Source organism: Bacillus sp. AF62 (assembly GCF_050312695.1).
In the GTDB taxonomy this organism is placed as follows: Bacteria; Bacillota; Bacilli; order Bacillales; family Bacillaceae_G; genus Bacillus_A; species Bacillus_A cereus.
Window position 1 is genome coordinate 112,942 of sequence record NZ_JBNPJZ010000084.1, and the last position, 19,446, is coordinate 132,387.

Here is a 19,446-nt window from a genome sequence, read left to right on the forward strand (position 1 = left end):
CTCTTAATTAACGTCTTCCTTTATTCGGATCGCCACCGCCAACGATATCAAAGACACGTTTCGCTATATTTGTATTCTCTTGAACGCCTGAGAATAAGTATTTACCTGGACCAAATGCATACACGTTCACATCTTCCCCTGTATGTCCACCAGTTGTCCAGCCTGTAACCGAGCGCTTATTGAAAATATCTTCAATTGCATTATCAATCTTTGTTACATCTTTTGACGGAGCTATATCATTTACAGCTTGAATTTCTTCTGGAGTTAATTGTAAATCAATATACTTTTTCAATGTTTCTTCTACATTTGCACCTTTTGCAATCTCATTTGCCATAAAGTCTGGTGTGCGTTTTGCAGCTTTAATTGGATCTACTTTAAAGTTATACTCGCCATTGGCACCTAAAGATAATCCACCTGTAGCGTGGTCTGCCGTTGCAACAACTAACGTATTTTTATCTTTTTTCGCAAACTCAATCGCTGCTTTGAAAGCTTTTTCGAAGTCTTCCATTTCACTCATTGCACCAACGATATCATTATCATGTCCAGCCCAGTCGATTTGACTTCCTTCCACCATTAAGGAGAAACCATTTTTATTTTTGTTCAAACGCTCAATTGCTGCATTAGTCATTTCTTCTAATGAAGGTGTTTTATCATTACGATCAATCATTTTATCTAATCCACCTGGTGCAAATAAACCAAGAATTTGATCATTTTTATCATTTAACAATTGATCTCGATCCGTTACATAGCTATAACCAGATTTCTTAAACTCTTCTGTAAGATTACGATCTTTTCTAACAAAGTTCTTTACACCGCCGCCAAGCATAACATCTACTTTATGCTTCCCTTTAATTTTCTCATCAAAATAATCATTTGCAATTGCGTCCATATTTTTACGGCTAATGTCATGCGCACCGAAAGCAGCTGGTGTTGCATGTGTAATTTCAGAAGTTGCAACAAGTCCCGTTGATTTCCCTTTTTCTTTCGCTTGCTCAAGAACCGTTTTCACTTCCGCTTTATCATTATCAACTGCAATTGCAGCATTATATGTTTTAATCCCTGCTGACATAGCTGTTGCTGCTGATGCAGAGTCTGTAATATTTTCATGCTCATCTTCTGGGTATGTTTTTTGTGTTCCTACAAGATGCTTATCAAATTCTGTAGATTCCATTTCAAAGGTTTTTGGATTATCTTTCATATAACGGTGAGCCGTCATATATGAAGGGCCCATACCATCCCCAATTAATACGATAACATTTTTAATCTTTGCATTGCTTCCGTTCTCATCTGCATTAACCTCACTAGAACGAGTAAAATTCCATGTTGCTACCGAAGTAACTGCTAATGATGCCACAACTGCAAATGGCCATGCTTTTTTCACAAACTTTTTCACTGTCTTGTCCCCCTAATTAGGTTATTCATTTCCCACTATCAAATTTAATGGAAGACTATTAAGAGAAAATTAGCTGTATGTAAATTTTTTGTTAACTTATGTAAATATCAGTTATAATTTGTATAACTTTGTCTCTTCGTATCAGCCATCCTGCCCTTTACAATTTAAATATAAACAGGTTGGATTTCATTTAACGTAAATCTCTTTTTTTTACATTTTGACTCTATTTTTATGAAATTAAATAGAAATGCGGTGAGCCTTTATGAAAATAGTAAAGCTAAATGAGTCTTTTATTTTTGAATTACTTAATCTTTGCAAATCTGTTGGATGGTTACACGATGAAATTTTTATGAAAAAGCAATTCGAAATGTATCTTTCTATCGGCACACTTGTAGGTTATATTCATGAAAACAAACTCATTGCGACTGGAGGAGTATTTCCCTTTACAAGTAACTTCACTTCCATTGGTATGTTAATCGTTCACCCTAATTTTCAAGGACGAGGAATAGGGCGCATGTTGCTAAATCATTGCTTGGAACAAATTCATCCAAAACAACCAATTGCACTTATTGCGACAAAAGTTGGCGAACCTCTATACACATCATGTGGATTTCAAACAGCAACAACAATTCATCGTTTTGAAAAGCAAACTACTAAGACGTATCCTTCTCACTTACAACAAGTACGAGAAGAAGACCTTATATCTCTTACTTCTCTTGATCAAATTGCAACTGGTGTGAATCGTTCTCTACTTTACTCTTTGCTATTACCAAGGGCCATACACGCTTTTAAAATTGAAAGAAATAACCGTATAGAAGCTTTTTCATTATGCATACGAAAGGGCAATATATTATGTATCAATCCACTTATCGCCAAGCAAGAAGAAGATGCTATTCAATTATTAAAAAAGATATGTGAATGTTGGAATGGTATAGTACGAATTGATGTCCCACACTCACAATTTACATTTCGTAAATTTCTTCAAACAGAAAATTTCCAAGAAACGCTCCTTTCACCTCTTATGATAAAAAATGGTAGCCAACTTCCTGGAAATCTTAATATGCTATTTGCTATGATAGATACAGCGTTATGTTAGAAAGGAGACACCTAATTGAAGCGATTTAGCTATTTTATGGTAGGTTGTCTTACTCTTACACTATTAGTAGGATGTAGTGCAGCAGAAAAGCCAGTAGAACAAGTAAAGCAAGTGAAAAATACAATTACAGCTAAACTAGCTACCGAGGAAAAAATGGTAGAAATAGATGGTCAAACCATTTACTTTAAAAAGATTGGTAATGAAAAACCACCTTTACTTATGATTCATGGCTTTGGAGGGTCATCAGATGGTTTTCAAAAGATTTACTCCGATTTAGCAAAAGATCATACAATTATTTCTGTAGATGCTTTAGGATTCGGGCGCTCATCTAAGCCAATGGATTTTTATTATTCTTTTCCAACTCATGCAAATTTGTATTATAAATTAATGAAAAAACTAGGGTATGATTCATTCGCAATACTGGGGCATTCCATGGGGGGAGAAATTTCTCTAAATTTAACATATTTATATCCTGAAGCAGTTACTCACCTTATTTTAACTGATGCTACAGGTGGTCCTCATACATTCGTTACTAAACAAGGCTCACCAAAACCACAATTGTCGACTGATTTAAATGCCGTTTCTTCTATTACTGATTATGATGAGAGCAAAGTGAAATTCAAACGTAACGATGAAGAGCATTATAACAAAATGAAACTATGGCCTAGACGTCTTAAAATTAATGCGAATGAAATGAAACAGCCTACTTTAATTATATGGGGCAGAAATGATAGTAGCGTTTCTTGGAAAGAAAGAGAAACGTATCATCAATTCTTAAAAAATAGCACTTTACATATTATTGAAAAAGGTTATCATGCACCATTTCGCCAAGAACCACAAGAATTTGTCGGGTATGTACAAGACTTCTTTAAGAACAATCCGATCAAAGTTGAAAAATAACATAAACGGGTATCTCATTTTGAGATACCCGTTTTCATATATTAAGCAGCTTGCTTTTGGCGTTTTTGAGTTTTTGATCCTAATACTTTCGGGATAACAAAGCCATCCATTCCAAATTTCCCAGCGTTCATACCGGCAACAAGAACAAACATAGATAAGATAACCATCTCAGGGTTCACACCAATTGACCCACTAAACATATAGGAAAAGTTCATTACAAGACCAAAAAAGACCGCTGTTTTTGTTAAACAGCCTACAATTAAACCAATTCCGACTAAAATTTCTCCCCATGTTACAAGCGTATTAAACAAATCTACATTTGGAATTGCAAATTCTTGTAAGAATGATGCCCACCAAGATTGAACAGCCGGTTGTGCACCTTTAGATTTTTCAATTGCGCCTTGCAAATAACCTGTTGCATCGAATCCTTTTCCTTGTAGTTTACCGATTCCAGCCATTAACCATGTGTAACCAAGATATACTCGAATTACTGCTAATACAAAAGAAACTGCTTTGTTTTCTCTTAAAAATTGAATAACCATATCTTCCTCCTAAAGTTGTAATTAAGTTAGTTACAGTTAATATAATAACATTAGTTACTTATTTTTCAAATGTTAATTATGAATAATTCATGAAATGTGTATGAAACATTAAAAACTAACGTTTATATAGTAACTTTTATTACCTGTAAAAACTTGAACATATCATACCACAGGTGATAATCATTTTCATTGAAAAAAATGTAAAATAATTGTGAGTTAAATGTGAAACACGTTTATTCGAATATAGAATAAACGTGTTTCACACTAATTATAGAATCGAAATGTATGTGTCTCCTCATCAATTAAACTCGCTTCTTGAAACGCTTCTTCTAACGTTTTCCCATGGTTAATAACCCCATAAAATAAGCGTATAGTAAACATAAGTGCTGCATTTCCATCTACATAATCAATCGATCCAATATATGATTTTGCACCACTATGTAAAAAAGATTTTGCAATATTTTTCTCCCCTAACGTGCACCCGCTATTTACAATATGTGTATTATGCAATTTTGCATATTTATAAATTTCTGCTGTACCAAAATATCCTCTCGGTTCATCTTGTTCATATACTTCTTCGTCTAATTCTTCCATGACAAACTTTCCTTCTTCACCATGAAAGCAAAAAATAATATAATTAATATCGTTAAATAAGTTCTTTCCAGAAAGAACTTCCACAAAATCTTTCGGTCTACCAATCCAATATATCACAACTCTTGCACCAAAATACTCAAGAGATGCTCGGATTGATTGCGCCTCTAAATCCGAATTAAAACCAACTACTAATGCAATATTCAACATACAACCCCATCCTATAATCAGCCCTTATTAATCAGACTTTTATGGGATATATCCATTTCATATATGCCCGTTTCTTTCAAAAAGTCTGATCTATTTAAAACGACTTTCTGTAAATATTGCCTATATGCTGTAATTGTTCCATCGTGAGATACAATGCAAATTCTTTCAACACTCAGTTCATAACACCAAAGAAGAAATTCATCTACTATTTGCTGAAAACTATTCTCTGAAATAGTGTTTATACCTTCCTTCCATAACTGATTATTTGAGCTTTTCTCTATCGAAAAATGCGGAAATAACTTTGTTATCATTCCCTGATCTACTATATAATCGCACGGTAATGTTTTCGCTCCTTCTCGATAAGGAAAAATACGTGGAGATACATATGGATGGACTATTTTTTGACAAGCTACTTTCGCACTCCATATTGTCGCCGTTTGTAAAGTTCTAAGTATAGGACTAACAATTAATATATCCGCTTCTTGTAATGATACATCACGTTGAAGTAATTTAGCTTGAGCCTTTCCTACTCTCGTCAATGGTGGGTCAAACACTTGTAAACTTTCTGGTAAATCCGTTGTATGTTTACCTTCACCATGCCGAACAAAAACGATTTTCATATTCAGTCTCCTCTTACTATAAAATCCTCACACATATTTCTTCCCTATTGCATTCTTTATTCCTGCTGTATAAAAACCGATATGTAAAAAAGGTTTGACACGAAGGTTTCTAAAATATTACAATATTACATGTAAAATACTTTTTACACCAGAAGGAGAATTACATATATGAAATGGATAATTGTCTTTATTGGAATGATTGTATGGGGATATATAAACGGCTTCTTTAGTAGTGATAAAACTGCTAATCCTTGGATTACAGATGATGAACGTGAAACAAAAATTAAACAAAAAGCAATTACGGCAAGCTGGTCCGGTGTTTTTATGTTTTGTACCATTAGCCTCTTAAATAAATGGTTAGGTTTAAGCACAAATGATAACTCACCGTACTTACCAGACCCTATCGCAGCTATTTTAAAGGCAAATGTAGAGTTACAAGTTTTACTCATGCTATTTGTTATGTATGGAATATTTTACTTACATTATCGAAGAAAATTAAGTGCCTAACTTCTAACTCATGATTATCCTCTTAAATGGTTATAGTAATCATGACAAAATGAAAGGAGAGATATAAACATGAGTAACTCGAATGAATTTTTAGATACACTACATGAAAAACAAGCAAAAGATGAACAAAATAGAAAGCGCCAAGGGAACGGAAACCCAGCGAAAAAAAAGCCAAATAAAACACATAAATAACAGTAAAAAACTGCCTAAAACGATCTTTTAGGCAGTTTTTTATTCTTCTTTCACCGAGATAACATTTTCCCAATTCCATTTCTCATAATACCACTCTGGTATATCTACATTTTCAATCCACTTTTTTTCATGTTTTCCATCACTATGAGCTATCCATATATTAGCTTTCTTACGATCTGAACGTATCCATATTAATTGATTGCTCTTCTTCATGAAAATTGGATGATAATCGCCTTGCTTATTAGATGACTTTGTAATTTGATATTGTTTATCGCTTGTGCTATTTATCTCATATAAAGATGGGAATGGCCTTTTTTCTGGCAGAGTTTCAAACCCTCCCTCTTTTGCTCGTGAAACGATAATTACATTATCGTTCTTCCATGTAAAATCCCAATCCACATATCCTTTCGGCGTAAATGTTTGCTGCTGGAGTGCTGACAGTTCTTTTATTTTTAAATGTTTATTCTCTAATGCAACTCTCCCGCTTCCCTCAATATAAGCCAATATGTTTTTTGATGGCGCCCATTTGAACCATTCTGTATTTAATAGCATTTGATCTACTATTTCAAACCGACTACCATCTGCTCGAACTAAGCAAAGCGTATTACTATCAGCTGACCATGAAGCTGTCGGTATCGCTAAAAATGAAATCCACTTTTGATCTGGTGACCACTTAAAGCCACTTGCTACTAGCGCTAGAAAATCATCATGTTCATTTGGCAATGCATACAAATGCTTCATTTTGTGAGGATTCATATGTGCATCTTTTTGCACTTCATATAGCTGAGCCCCTGTCCATCCTGTTGGAAGTAAGTGCGCTTCAGAGGATACAAGAAAGTTCTTTCCATCAGGATACCATGCATAATCACCCACACCAGCCGATACATTTTCAAAATCTGCATTCTTTTTTTCTACATCAAATGTATTCAATGTACCTGTAAATATAAATGCAATTATATTTTCTGTTGGTGACCATTGATAATTCGATGCTTCTGAGTGAAACGGCGTAACTTTCTTTCCATCTTTCAGCCGATATAACTCAAGAATATTTTGTTTCTCCCCTTTTACATATGCCAGCCATTCTCCATCATGTGACCACTTTGGCCCTATTATGTTCTCTCCTTTTGTAAGTTGTTTTTCTTTCCCATCAACTTTAATCCAAAGGTTATGATGACGAATAAAAGCAACTTTCACACTATTATTTTCTGCGCTAGTAATAGCGATAGAACATAAAAACATAAACAACACTACACTACCACTTACTATTAGCCTTTTCATACCATCACTCCATTTCCCTCATAGCATTCCTCACTTTCTTCCTACAATATGTGAAAAATATCGATTCGACATAATTCATAGAGGATTGGTATGAATTATGTCGAAAGTATAGTTTAGCCAACATTTATATTTATAAGTTCTAACTAAAATGTAAGATTATATTTCTGAATATTGGCACTTTTTATTAGGGGGAGTATCAATGAAAAAAACTACATCTACACTATTAAGCATGGCGCTTGTCTTTTCTAGTTTTGGAGCTTTAAGCGCTCATGCTGAATCACTACAAAAGGAGAAGCAATTTAGTCCACAATTAAAAACAACGATTGAACAGTGGGGAGAACATAAAATTGCTCAAAATGTTGAAACGAAAACAACAAAAGAAATATCAGTAATTGTAGAATTGCAACATGCACCTCTCGCTGCTCAAAGTAATATTCAGCATGCTCCAGATTTACAAAATAGTAATGCGCAGTCTTATCATGCTGAGCTAAAAAAAGCACAAGAAGATACGACTAAGAAAATAAAAGAAAAAGCACCTGGTGCAAAAATTAAAGAAGTGTATAATACGTTATTTTCCGGATTCTCTATTTCAGTTCCTGGAGATCAAATTACCTCTCTTGCCTCTTTACCTGAAGTAAAAGCAGTCTATCCGAACTTAACATATAAATTACATGAAACATCAAAAAGTACTACTAACGAAGAAGCACCAAATATCGGTGGACCGACAATTGGTGCACCTGAAGCGTGGAATTTAAAAGATCCATCTGGCAAACCGCTTGATGGAAAAGGCATGAAAGTAGCCATTATCGACTCTGGCGTAGACTATACACACCCTGACTTAAAGGCAAATTACATCGGTGGATATGACACGGTTGATGAAGATAGCGATCCAATGGATGGTAACGTACATGGTACTCATGTAGCTGGAATTATTGCGGGTAATGGACAAATTAAAGGCGTTGCTCCAAACGCTTCTATTCTAGCCTATCGTGTAATGAATGACGGTGGAACTGGTACAACAGATGATATTATCCAAGGGATTGAGCGAGCGATTCAAGATGGTGCAGATGTGTTAAACCTCTCCCTTGGGCAGGATTTAAATGTACCTGATCAGCCTGTAACATTAACGTTAGAACGAGCAGCGAAACTTGGTGTTACTACTGTCGTTTCAAATGGAAATGACGGACCAAAACCTTGGTCTGTTGATGCTCCCGGTAACGCAAGTAGTGTCATTTCTGTTGGAGCATCTACGGTTTCTATCCCGTTTCCAACATTCCAAGTAGCTGGTTCCAGCAAAACATATCAAGGGTTACCGTTATCAAAATCCGATTTTCCAATAGGAAATGATTCCCCTCTTGTATACGTTGGTTATGGCAATCCAAGTGATTATGCAAAACAAGATGTGAAAGGGAAATTCGCACTTATTTTACAAGGTACTTCTAGTACATTAGTAAAAGCAGAACAAGCGAAGCAAGCTGGGGCGCTTGGTGTGTTATTAATCTCTAGCGAAAAAGAAATGAATATGATGCCGGAATATTTTTCACGTGAACATCTAGCTGTCCCAGTAATGCAATTATCAAATACAAATGGGGAAGAATTAAAAACTTTAATTATAAAACGAAAGAAAAATATAAAAATTGGACAACCAAAGCAAACAGAACTTATCGGTAACTTTAGTTCAAGAGGACCATCACAAGGAAGTTGGCTAATAAAGCCTGATGTTGTTGCACCTGGAGTACAAATTACTAGTACAGTACCGCGAGGCGGCTATGAATCGCATAACGGAACAAGTATGGCTGCTCCGCAAGTAGCTGGAGCGGTTGCCCTCTTGCGTCAAATGCATCCTGATTGGAAGACAGAACAATTGAAAGCGGCTCTTGCTAACAATGCAAAAACATTACATGATGTCAATGAAAATACATACCCTGTTATGGCACAAGGATCAGGTTTAATTAACATTCCGAAAGCAGCTCAAACAAATGTATTAGTAAAACCTAACAATGTCAGTTTTGGTCTTATTAAGCCAAATAGCGGAAAAGTAAAACTGACGCAAAATGTTACATTACAAAACCTTTCTAGTAAAAAGAAAAGTTTTTCAACTCGTGTGGAGTTACTAGATGCAAACACAAACACAAAAGTAAAAGCTTCTGTCCCTTCATCGATTAGCATTCAACCAAATAGTAGTACCGAAAAACCATTTACTATCACTGTAGATAGCTCACTACCACAAGGTGTGTATACTGGAAATGTATATGTAAAAGAACAAGGGGCAAAAGAAGAAATTCGAATTCCATTCACATTTAGTATCGATCCTAAAGATTATAAACGTATCGATGGACTTGAAATTATTAATTCTACTTTTAGCCCAAATGGCGACCACGTACTAGATGATAATCTCATCAACTACTATTTAGTTGCGCCTGTGGATGATGTAACATTGCATGCAAATTTAGTTACGAAAGAACGTGTAACGTATCAAGGGATTATCCATCAAGCTAAAAATGCAACTCCTGGATACAAACCTTTCAAATGGAATGGTACAAAAACCGATGGAACTCCTTTAGCTGACGGGCTATATCAAATCGAAGCAGTTGCTTCTAATTCTGGCGGAGAAACAAAACAAACAGCTGCTGTATTTCTTGATCGAACTGCACCTAAGTTAACATACGAAGTTGACCAAGAAAATCTCGTGATTAGAGGAAAAGTTGATGATATTCTACTAGATTGGATGTCAGAATCTGGTTGGATAGCACCTGGTATTCCAGTGAGAATGCAATATGAAATTAACGGAAATGGTGTATGGGACCAGGCATTCCTGAACCCTTGGGAGAAAAGCTATGACATTTATTTCGATCGTACTCAATTACAAGAAGGAAAAAATACTATTCACATTGTAGCAACTGATGCAGCTGGCAATACCTCTAATTTAACTGTTAATTTAGAAGTGAAACTTTAATCAGTAGAGATTTCGTTCATCCCCACTGATTATTACCCTTCACCAATCGGGAGTTACGGGCAGTTAATCTCCCATCTCACTTCTTTGCTCCAACCGAATTTTGAGGTAGGAATTTTACTGCTCATTAACACGGGATAAAAAATTTTTGTTGACAATTTTTTTAATATAGTTTTATAATACAAAACATAGTTTAGTTGAACGAATTATATATCGGCTTTGAAGGAATACTAGTAGCGACTTATATCACTGTCTCAGAGAACTGATGGTTGGTGCGAATCAGTACATATACAAGCGTGAATTACAATTCTGGAGCTTCTTTCCCGTAATGCTTTTTATGCATGAAGAGAAAGACGGATCTTTCCGTTATCGTAAAGTGAGTGGTAAACAATTAGTTGTTTACAAATAGGGTGGTACCGCGATTTTTATCGTCCCTATCGGATTTTCCGATAGGGACTTTTTTGCGTCCATCCTCTTACACAATTTCATATATACGCGTTGAAAGAATCGCAGTAGTATCTTATATCCCTGTTACAGAGAGCTAATGGTCGGTGGAAATTAGCACATATATAAGTATGAATTACAATTCTGGAGCTTCTTTTTCGTAGTGCTTTTATGCATGAAGGAAAAGACGGAATTTTTCCGTTATCATTAATTGAGATGTAAGTATATTTTCACTTACAAATAGGGTGGTACCGCGATTCTTTCGCCCCTATCGGATTTTCCGATAGGGGCTTTTTCTATTTCTCACAGAAACAGATGTTAAATAATTCCGAATCTTATGATAAAATTTTATAAGCGCTTACAAATAATGAAGGGAGGTGATACAAGCTATACGAAATCGATATTCAATTTTATAGAAAAAAAGGAGGATGTCTAAATGACAAAGAAAACAGAAATTCCATCGCATTTAAAACCATTCGTATCCACACAACATTATGATCAATACACACCGGTGAATCACGCTGTGTGGCGTTACATTATGAGACAGAATCATAGCTTCTTAAAAGACGTTGCTCATCCAGCCTATGTGAACGGACTACAATCATCTGGTATTAATATAGATGCAATTCCAAAAGTAGAAGAAATGAATGAGTGTTTGGCACCAAGTGGCTGGGGCGCTGTAACGATTGACGGACTTATTCCCGGCGTAGCATTCTTCGATTTTCAAGGACACGGATTACTACCGATCGCAACAGATATTCGGAAAGTAGAAAATATCGAGTACACACCAGCTCCAGATATCGTACACGAAGCCGCAGGACACGCACTGATTTTACTTGATCCTACATATGCAAAATATGTGAAACGTTTTGGGCAAATTGGTGCAAAAGCTTTCTCTACAAAAGAAGAACATGATGCATTTGAAGCTGTTCGTACATTAACGATAGTGAAAGAAAGCCCTACTTCTACTCCTGATGAAGTTAAGGCTGCTGAAAATGCTGTAATTGAAAAACAAAACTTAGTTTCTGGTTTATCAGAAGCTGAACAAATTTCACGTCTTTTCTGGTGGACAGTAGAATATGGATTGATCGGAAATATAGATGATCCAAAGATATATGGTGCTGGTCTCCTTTCTTCTGTTGGCGAAAGCAAACATTGCTTAACAGACGCTGTAGAAAAGGTTCCATTTTCTATCGAAGCATGTATAGGGACAACTTATGACGTAACAAAAATGCAACCACAACTATTTGTTTGTGAATCCTTTGAAGAATTAACAGATGCGCTTGAAACATTTTCTAAAACAATGGCCTTTAAAACAGGTGGAAAAGAAGGTTTAGAAAAAGCAATTCGCTCTGAGAACTATGCAACAGCTGAGCTAAATAGTGGATTACAAATTACAGGTACATTTAGCGAGACAATTGAAAACGATGCAGGTGAATTAATTTACATGCGAACAAATTCGCCAACGGCATTAGCGCTTCATAATAAACAGTTAGCAAATCATTCTAATTCTGTACACAGTGACGGATTTGGAACACCGATTGGATTACTCACTGAAAATATTGCATTAGAAAATTGTACAGACGAACAACTACAATCATTAGGAATTACAATTGGAACTATCGCTGAGTTTACTTTTGCAAGTGGTATTCATGTAAAAGGAACAGTAACAGATATTGTAAAAAACGATAAGAAAATTGCTCTTATTTCCTTTATCGATTGCACAGTTACTTATAACGCCCGCGTTTTATTTGATGCTTCATGGGGCGCATTTGATATGGCTGTTGGCTCACAAATCACTTCAGTATTCCCAGGTGCCGCAGATGCCGCAGCATTTTTCCCAATGGATGAAGAAGTTCACGAAATTCCTGCTCCACTTGTACTGAATGAACTTGAACGTATGTATCAAACAGTTCGAGATATTCGAAGTGAGGGGATTTTACACGACGCGCATATCGATCAATTAGTAGCAATTCAAGAAGTATTAAATAAATTTTATGCGAAAGAATGGTTGCTGCGCCTTGAAGTATTAGAGTTACTTTTAGAGCATAACAAAGGGCATGAAACATCGGCAGCATTACTACATCAACTTTCTACTTTCACAACTGACGAAGCTGTAACACGCCTTATTAACAATGGTCTTGCGTTACTTCCAGTAAAGGATGTGAAAAATGATGCTAAGATTAACTGAAGAAGAAGTTCACGAAGAATTATTGAAGGTAGATAAATGGATGGTAAAAGATGAGAAATGGATTGAACGAAAATATATGTTTTCCGACTACTTAAAAGGAGTCGAATTTGTCTCTGAAGCCGCCAAACTATCAGAAGAACATAATCACCATCCATTTATCCTTATCCAGTATAAAGCAGTTATTATTACTTTGTCATCTTGGAATGCAAAAGGTTTAACGAAACTAGATTTTGAGCTTGCAAAACAATTTGATGAACTATTTTTACAAAACGAAAAAGCAATTATAAGAAAATAAAAGGAGAAGCCTTTTTAGGCTTCTCCTTTTATTTTGAAATGGATACAATGTCCAAATGGATCCTCGACTAGTAATATTCCATCTTTGTACGTAGCAATCTTGCCAATATTTTTTAAGCTTTCACATACTTGCTCTTTTTGTTTTTCATTCGCTAGTACAACTGTGAAATATTTCAAACCAACAGAACCTGGCATTTGCGGTGGTACCCCTTCACCTTGCCATGTATTTAAACCGATATGGTGATGATAACCACCTGCAGATACGAACAATGCTCCATTACGAGATGGAATCGTTACTTCAAAACCAAGACCATCAACATAGAAACGTTTCGCTTCCTCTAAATCAGCTACATGAAAATGAATATGCCCCATCACAGTACCAGCTGGAAAGCCATTCCATGTACTTCCTTGCTGTAATAATTCTTCACCAGCTAACGGGTTACTAACAAATGGGAGTTCTCCATTCTCATCACGCCAAACTTCTTTTTGTCGATCATGATAAATTTCAATCCCGTTTCCATCTGGATCAGCTAAATAAAGAGCTTCACTAAAGTAATGATCGGCTCCGCCATGTAGTGGATATACCATCTCTACAAGATGACGAAGAACATTCGCTAAATCCTGTCTACTTGGTAATAAAATTGCGTAATGATATAACCCTGTTCTTCCTCTTTGCTTCGGAAAAGCTTCTTTCTTTTCTTCAATGATAAGAAGTGGTTCATCATTTTCATTCCCAAATGTAACGACTGCTTCTTCTTCTCTTAGCACCTTCATACTTAGTACTTCCGTATAAAACTCTAGTGATTTCTTTACATTAGATACGTATAAATGAACAACATCAAGTGTTGTATCGGGATGAAGTTGAAAACTCATCTTGTTAGCCCCCCCATTTAAATTAGTTCTTCTTTGACATTTTTTCTTTTAAGAAATTATCTACAAAGCCATCAGCTTTTGCAACAAATAAGTATGCACCCATTGCTAATAATGCAAGTTCTAATTCGAAACCAGGATTTTTTCCATCTCCCAATAAACCAGCTGACCATTTCACTTTTACGATTGCTCCAACCATAACAAGTGCAAATAATAATCCAATATATCTTACACCTAAACCTAGAATTAATAATAGACCTCCAACTAATTCAAACGTTGCTACACCGTATGCAAGTCCTCCTGGTAAACCAATACTTGTAAACCATCCTGCAATATTGTCAATTCCTGATTGGAATTTTGTTAAACCGTGCATGAAGAATGTTACCCCTAACACGATACGAATAATTAAGTTACCAATATGTTGATTCATTTCATTCTCTCCTTTATAGTTTTCTTATACAAAACTTTTATTTACATTACAAAACATACACTAATTTTTTTTATTCGTCAATTCATTTTCACTGGGAAAAAATATATTTTTTTTGCTATGATACAAATAGTTGTTTACAAAAAGGAGCTTGATTTTATGAATATTGGTTCTGCAATACGTGAAATTCGTCAACGTAGAGGCATAACAATTGCACAAATTTGCGAGGGAACAGGTCTTTCTAAAGGATTTATGAGTCAGGTTGAAAATAATAAAACATCACCATCTATCTCAACTTTAGAAACGATCTCCAATTTTTTAAACGTTCCCCTTCCCTATTTATTGTTAGAGCAAAAAGATCGATTAAAAATTGTCAAAAAAGAAGAACGGAAATACAGTGTATACGGCAAAGATGAGCAAAGAATTGAACATGTTGCGGAGCAAGGGGGCCTTCGCCTATCTTTAGTAGAAATCCCTACTGGATTCCCGAAAGAAAACTCACCAAATGCCCATGAAGGGGAAGAATGTCACCTTGTATTACGCGGAAAACTAGAAGTTCAGCACGGTGAAGATATTGCAATTGTAGAAGAAGGTGATTCTTTCTCATGGAATGCATGCGTTCCTCATATTGTTCGTAATATAGGAGAAGAAACTGCATTATTACTCATCTCTAGTTATGCGGAAAATCGAAAACGTGTTTATTAAATAACAAAAAAAAGAAGCCTGTTAAACAGGCTTCTTTTTTATCCCCTTATAATTCCATAACTTGTCCCAACTAGTACAGTCTTTTCATGCTGATTGCGATAAACTGACTCGATTGAAACTTTTTTATAGCCTTCCATTTGCTCAACATTTGTTAAAGTTAGTTCACAAGTGATCGTATCTCCTGTGAAAACTGGTCTAATAAACTCACTTACTAATTCTCTTGCTATGTAATGTAACTCTTCTCCCACTTTCGTTCCAATGCTAGCAGTCAATAAACCATGAACCATTAATCTTCCATTTTCATCGTATTCCACATGGTGTCTACCTTTATCACCGGTAATATTTGCAAATTCAAAAACTTCTTCCTCAGTAAATCTTCTTTCATATTTAAATACATCCCCAGCTTTTACACTCATTTTTATCCCCCTAATAATAAACAGAATTTTCTTTTATTTTAGCATAAAACGAGCCTTAATCCATTCTCTATTATCAAAAGTCTCAAAATTACCTCGCTATACTTTTTTACTTTCCATTCATTTATCGGTGACCATCTCTTTTCGCGACTTGGTATCCATAATACGCACATGTTCCATTTCTTGATAGCTCTCTAACTTCAAATCCACAACTTCTATAAAAATCAAAATTGTTCGCTGATGTATGCGCAAACCAATCACCGTGGGGAAGTTTTTGCAGGCAAAGAGCTACAAGCTTCTTACCTAATCCCTTCCCTCTATATTCACACTTCACAACTAAATTTACTATGTTCGCAATCATAATTCCATCAGAAATGACTCTAACCATCGCAACCATCTCTTCCTCATCCCAAATTGTGAAAGCCCATGTTGAATTTTCGAATGCTATCGTAAATTTTTCAATTTGCCAAGAAGGGATATTATCATTACTCCAACCGGCATCTTCAAACAAAGCTTTAATTGCATATGCTGGTACGCTACTCGTTCCCTCACGAATAATAAGTCCATTATGATAAATGTACATGTAATCCCTCCCTTTATTTTCATATACCATTCTTCAAAAAATGCAATTTACCTTTAAAAAAGTAATTTTTTCATCCAACACGCTTAATAGAATAAACTAGAACATCGATTCCATGAAATGACGTTGTTTTCTCATAGCTGAGCCCGGTTTTTCTAGCAACAAATATTGAGGCGGGATGATTCGGATTAATAAGAGAAATTAATTTATTCATTCGTAATGCTTGGAAACCGTAGTCACGAAATGCTGCCGCTGCTTCTTTTGCATACCCTTTTCCCCAATACTGAGGAAGTAACCAATAACCAATTTCAATTTCCTCTTTTCCATCTATCTTCTGCTTTACCAGCCCTGCATGACCAATTCTTGTTCCCGTTTCCTTTTCAATCAATACAAATAAACCGAGACCGTTTTTATAGCTAGGAATCACCCATTCCTCCAGACTTTTTTTACACTGCATATATGTTTTTAACGTCCCATTTCCAATATAACGCATTACCTTCTCGTTCCCCCATAGTGAAGCGTAGAACTGTAAATCATCCATTGTATATTTGCGAATTTGTAAACGTTCTGTATGAAACATGCTGGCACTCCTTTCCACTAATTTTTTCTTCATTTCACGATCACGTTTTGTGTGTATACGAAATGTTACTATTTATTATAAAGTGAAACTTTAATCAGTGGGAAATTTTGTTCATCCCCACTGATTATTAGCCTTCACCAACCAGGCGTTTACGGGCAGTGGATCTCCCGTCTAACTTCTTTGCTTTAGCCGAATTTTTAGGCGGGAGTCTTACTGCCTGGAAAATAGCGGGATAAATGAACCAACAATAAAATACAGAATATTCATTCTTAATAACTAAAAAAGCAGTAGACAAATATTGTCCACTGCATCCATATCATAACTAGCATAAAGAAAACTACAATTGAGGGGGGTGTAGGATTTTCAAATATACTAGATACTTATCCCGTTCTAACGGGCGGTAAACTTTCCAATTGTTTCAAGTGAAAAGTTTACCGCACATAAGAACTTCCTTCGTTCATTAAGATAGTATTGCTAAATAATCATATACACGCTTAGATTTCTCTCCACCCATTCGTGCATGTTGAAGAAGAGAAATACCATGAGGGCCAGATGCACGCAATGCTTCTGGTTGAGCTACTAAAATAGCTTGTACAACTTCTAATTCACCAAGCATAGCTGCTGCAAAAATATCCATCCGAGCACCCTTTTCTAGTAAATAAAGAGCAATATCTTTACGACCTACATGTGCCGATGCGCCTAACGCACTTTCCCAATCTGATCCACCCCAATTATAAGAGGCGTGAAGTAAGCTTGGTGATTCAACCAATAGCTCTTGTACTTTCTCTAAATCCCCGTGAGCTGCCATAACAAATTCTCTTACTAATTCAGTGGTAATACGCTCTTCTGTTTGCATCGCTCTTCTCCCCTTCTAGAAATTCGTTTCGGTGTAAAAAACGGTTTGTCATTTCCTTGAAAAATATCTACATCTATGCCAAATACATGTTGAAACATTTCATGGCATAGTACTTCTTCTGGTATACCATCATACTGAATCTTTCCTCGCTTTAATACAAGTAAACGATCGCTATATTGAGCAGCTTGGTTAATGTCATGTAAAACCATTATAATTGTCATTCCAAACTCCTCATTTAATCGTTTCACAAGTTCCATTACTTCCAACTGGTGAACGATATCTAAAAAGGTTGTTGGTTCATCCAATAATAAAACATTTGTACGTTGCGCTAGCGTCATCGCAATCCAAGCACGTTGCCGTTCCCCTCCTGATAAAGAATGTAAAAGACGATATTCATACCCTTCAAGATTTGTAACAGACAATGCCCAATCAACAATTTCTTCATCTTCTTTATTTAAGCGGCTACTCCATGATTTATGTGGACCTCTTCCGAACTCAATTAGTTCTTTCACTGTCAAATCTAATTGATGATCATGCATTTGTGGTAACATCGCTAATTGCTTCGCTACATCACCACTCTTCATCATATGAATATTTTTCCCATCTAAAATGATGTCCCCTTCGCTTTGTTTCAGTAGCCTTGCTATTAAACGAAGCAAAGTAGATTTTCCCGTTCCATTCGGACCAATTAAACTAACGATTTCTCCAGCCTTAATATGTACATTCATATTTTGCATTTGAAATCTTTCAGAGTGTGCATAAAACACTTTGTTAACGGAAATCACGTTGTTTTCCTCCTCTATGAATTAAATATAAGAAGAAAGGACCACCTAAGAAGGACAGTAAAATACCAACAGGCAATTCGATTGGGTCAAACCAACTTCGAGCTATTGCATCTGCAAAAACAAGTAATACCCCGCCGCCAAGGCATGATAAAGGTAGCAAATATCTATAATCATTTCCAACTAATAAACGTAGCATATGTGGTACGACAAGACCGACAAATCCAATAAGACCAGACACACTTACCGCAATTCCAGCTAATAATGTACTTACTACGATTAAATAAAACCGACTTTTTTCCACATTATGTCCTAATAGTTTTGCCATTTCATCTCCAAGCATTAACACTCGAATATGCTTAATACCAAAGAAAGCTAATATAATGGCGAATATTGCATAATAAATAATCATGTTTAAATGTGCCCAACTTACACCACCAATGCCGCCCGCTAGCCACGGTAACACGGATTGTACTTTGTCACTATGTAATAACATTAAAGCTGACGTTGCTGCACCAATTAATGCATTGATTGACACTCCTACTAAGACAATTCTTGAAGGTGGTGCCCCTTTTTGCCATGATAAAGCATAAATAACCATCGCTGTTATGAAAGCTCCTAAAAACGCCCCTAGTGGTAAAAAAGCTAGATATTGTGGGAATAAAATCATGATGACAATTGCTACAAGGCCTGCTCCAGATGAAACCCCGATAATACCAGGATCTGCAAGAGGGTTTCTCATAACCCCTTGCAGCAGTGTACCAGATGCAGCTAAACATGTTCCTACTATAAACCCAACGAGAACTCTCGGTATGCGAAGATCCCATACAATTCGATGAACTGTCGAACCTTCATCTTGTATACCTGTTAGAATGTCTCGTACAGAAAAAGATAAACTTCCTGCGAAAAGTCCGTAAAAGAGGCCTAGAATTGTTAATACAACTAAAGTAACTGCTATTATCCATCTTTTTTTCGCAAAAGGATGTTCCTTTTCTCTTACTACTTCACTACTTTCCATACGT

Annotated in this window: 21 protein-coding genes and 2 other annotated features; of the genes, 8 read left to right on the plus strand and 13 right to left on the minus strand. The window is 35.9% G+C overall.

All coding sequences use genetic code 11. The features are described from left to right. Nucleotides 1-7: 7 nt before the first annotated feature. The gene (locus tag ACQRBL_RS21655; RefSeq protein ID WP_411995641.1) at nt 8-1,393 is read right to left on the minus strand and encodes an alkaline phosphatase; all 1,386 of its coding nucleotides are present in this window, start codon (nt 1,391-1,393) and stop codon (nt 8-10) included. A 262-nt stretch (nt 1,394-1,655) separates the two neighbouring features. On the opposite strand from ACQRBL_RS21655, the gene ACQRBL_RS21660 reads away from it, so the two are divergent. After that, nucleotides 1,656-2,489: a GNAT family N-acetyltransferase gene (locus ACQRBL_RS21660; protein WP_411995642.1), complete on the plus strand. Its 834-nt coding sequence runs from the start codon at nt 1,656-1,658 to the stop codon at nt 2,487-2,489. Nucleotides 2,490-2,504: 15 nt separating this feature from the next. Next, on the plus strand, nt 2,505-3,389 hold the full coding sequence (locus tag ACQRBL_RS21665) for an alpha/beta fold hydrolase (protein WP_411995643.1): 885 nt from the start codon (nt 2,505-2,507) through the stop codon (nt 3,387-3,389). 41 nt (nt 3,390-3,430) lie between these two features. On the opposite strand, the gene ACQRBL_RS21670 is transcribed toward ACQRBL_RS21665, so the two are convergent. The 3 genes from ACQRBL_RS21670 to ACQRBL_RS21680 all read right to left on the minus strand — a co-directional run bounded on the left by ACQRBL_RS21670 (nt 3,431) and on the right by ACQRBL_RS21680 (nt 5,352). Then, the gene (locus ACQRBL_RS21670) at nt 3,431-3,931 is read right to left on the minus strand and encodes a DoxX family protein (protein WP_000236608.1); all 501 of its coding nucleotides are present in this window, start codon (nt 3,929-3,931) and stop codon (nt 3,431-3,433) included. 264 nt (nt 3,932-4,195) lie between these two features. Then, nucleotides 4,196-4,732, minus strand: a complete 537-nt coding sequence (locus tag ACQRBL_RS21675) for a hypothetical protein (RefSeq protein ID WP_021036060.1) — start codon at nt 4,730-4,732, stop codon at nt 4,196-4,198. Between the two features lie 17 nt (nt 4,733-4,749). Next, on the minus strand, nt 4,750-5,352 hold the full coding sequence (locus tag ACQRBL_RS21680) for a histidine phosphatase family protein (RefSeq protein WP_411995644.1): 603 nt from the start codon (nt 5,350-5,352) through the stop codon (nt 4,750-4,752). Nucleotides 5,353-5,520: 168 nt separating this feature from the next. On the opposite strand from ACQRBL_RS21680, the gene ACQRBL_RS21685 reads away from it, so the two are divergent. Then, the gene (locus tag ACQRBL_RS21685; RefSeq protein ID WP_000871151.1) at nt 5,521-5,859 is read left to right on the plus strand and encodes a hypothetical protein; all 339 of its coding nucleotides are present in this window, start codon (nt 5,521-5,523) and stop codon (nt 5,857-5,859) included. A gap of 69 nt (nt 5,860-5,928) precedes the next feature. Further along, nucleotides 5,929-6,051, plus strand: coding sequence for a DUF4023 domain-containing protein (locus ACQRBL_RS21690; protein ID WP_000071866.1), 123 nt, complete (start codon nt 5,929-5,931; stop codon nt 6,049-6,051). Between the two features lie 39 nt (nt 6,052-6,090). Here ACQRBL_RS21690 and ACQRBL_RS21695 read toward each other — a convergent pair whose 3' ends face one another. Continuing rightward, complete coding sequence (locus tag ACQRBL_RS21695) at nt 6,091-7,329, minus strand: TolB family protein (RefSeq protein ID WP_411995645.1); 1,239 nt, start codon at nt 7,327-7,329, stop codon at nt 6,091-6,093. Between the two features lie 199 nt (nt 7,330-7,528). Between ACQRBL_RS21695 and ACQRBL_RS21700 the strand changes: the two genes are divergently transcribed. The 3 genes from ACQRBL_RS21700 to ACQRBL_RS21710 all read left to right on the plus strand — a co-directional run bounded on the left by ACQRBL_RS21700 (nt 7,529) and on the right by ACQRBL_RS21710 (nt 13,212). Then, nucleotides 7,529-10,285 carry a S8 family peptidase gene (locus tag ACQRBL_RS21700; RefSeq protein ID WP_097987086.1) on the plus strand — a complete coding sequence of 919 codons (2,757 nt, stop codon included), beginning with the start codon at nt 7,529-7,531 and terminating at the stop codon, nt 10,283-10,285. A 207-nt stretch (nt 10,286-10,492) separates the two neighbouring features. Next, nucleotides 10,493-10,721: a binding site (T-box leader), on the plus strand. Nucleotides 10,722-10,771: 50 nt separating this feature from the next. Then, nucleotides 10,772-10,999, plus strand: a binding site (T-box leader). 163 nt (nt 11,000-11,162) lie between these two features. Next, the gene (locus ACQRBL_RS21705) at nt 11,163-12,917 is read left to right on the plus strand and encodes an aromatic amino acid hydroxylase (protein ID WP_411995646.1); all 1,755 of its coding nucleotides are present in this window, start codon (nt 11,163-11,165) and stop codon (nt 12,915-12,917) included. After that, on the plus strand, nt 12,898-13,212 hold the full coding sequence (locus ACQRBL_RS21710; protein WP_000979537.1) for a 4a-hydroxytetrahydrobiopterin dehydratase: 315 nt from the start codon (nt 12,898-12,900) through the stop codon (nt 13,210-13,212). Before ACQRBL_RS21705 ends, ACQRBL_RS21710 begins: the two co-directional genes overlap by 20 nt. 14 nt (nt 13,213-13,226) lie before the next feature. On the opposite strand, the gene ACQRBL_RS21715 is transcribed toward ACQRBL_RS21710, so the two are convergent. Then, complete coding sequence (locus tag ACQRBL_RS21715; protein ID WP_411995647.1) at nt 13,227-14,084, minus strand: VOC family protein; 858 nt, start codon at nt 14,082-14,084, stop codon at nt 13,227-13,229. A 22-nt stretch (nt 14,085-14,106) separates the two neighbouring features. Continuing rightward, nucleotides 14,107-14,511 (minus strand): DoxX family protein, encoded by a 405-nt coding sequence (locus ACQRBL_RS21720; protein ID WP_001071553.1) that lies wholly within the window; start codon nt 14,509-14,511, stop codon nt 14,107-14,109. Between the two features lie 156 nt (nt 14,512-14,667). On the opposite strand from ACQRBL_RS21720, the gene ACQRBL_RS21725 reads away from it, so the two are divergent. Beyond that, on the plus strand, nt 14,668-15,213 hold the full coding sequence (locus ACQRBL_RS21725; RefSeq protein ID WP_001020693.1) for a helix-turn-helix domain-containing protein: 546 nt from the start codon (nt 14,668-14,670) through the stop codon (nt 15,211-15,213). Between the two features lie 38 nt (nt 15,214-15,251). Here ACQRBL_RS21725 and ACQRBL_RS21730 read toward each other — a convergent pair whose 3' ends face one another. The 6 genes from ACQRBL_RS21730 to ACQRBL_RS21755 form a co-directional block, all read right to left on the minus strand. Then, nucleotides 15,252-15,629, minus strand: coding sequence for a MaoC/PaaZ C-terminal domain-containing protein (locus ACQRBL_RS21730; RefSeq protein WP_000111564.1), 378 nt, complete (start codon nt 15,627-15,629; stop codon nt 15,252-15,254). 121 nt (nt 15,630-15,750) lie between these two features. Next, nucleotides 15,751-16,209, minus strand: a complete 459-nt coding sequence (locus tag ACQRBL_RS21735; protein WP_000276127.1) for a GNAT family N-acetyltransferase — start codon at nt 16,207-16,209, stop codon at nt 15,751-15,753. Nucleotides 16,210-16,279: 70 nt separating this feature from the next. Then, a complete protein-coding gene (locus ACQRBL_RS21740) occupies nt 16,280-16,819 on the minus strand; it encodes a GNAT family N-acetyltransferase (RefSeq protein WP_002024815.1) in 540 nt (179 codons plus the stop codon). Between the two features lie 427 nt (nt 16,820-17,246). Then, a complete protein-coding gene (locus ACQRBL_RS21745; RefSeq protein ID WP_001192766.1) occupies nt 17,247-17,642 on the minus strand; it encodes an ankyrin repeat domain-containing protein in 396 nt (131 codons plus the stop codon). Continuing rightward, a complete protein-coding gene (locus ACQRBL_RS21750; RefSeq protein WP_411995648.1) occupies nt 17,609-18,427 on the minus strand; it encodes an ABC transporter ATP-binding protein in 819 nt (272 codons plus the stop codon). Before ACQRBL_RS21750 ends, ACQRBL_RS21745 begins: the two co-directional genes overlap by 34 nt. Continuing rightward, a complete protein-coding gene (locus tag ACQRBL_RS21755) occupies nt 18,414-19,442 on the minus strand; it encodes a FecCD family ABC transporter permease (protein WP_411995660.1) in 1,029 nt (342 codons plus the stop codon). Before ACQRBL_RS21755 ends, ACQRBL_RS21750 begins: the two co-directional genes overlap by 14 nt. Nucleotides 19,443-19,446 lie beyond the last annotated feature (4 nt).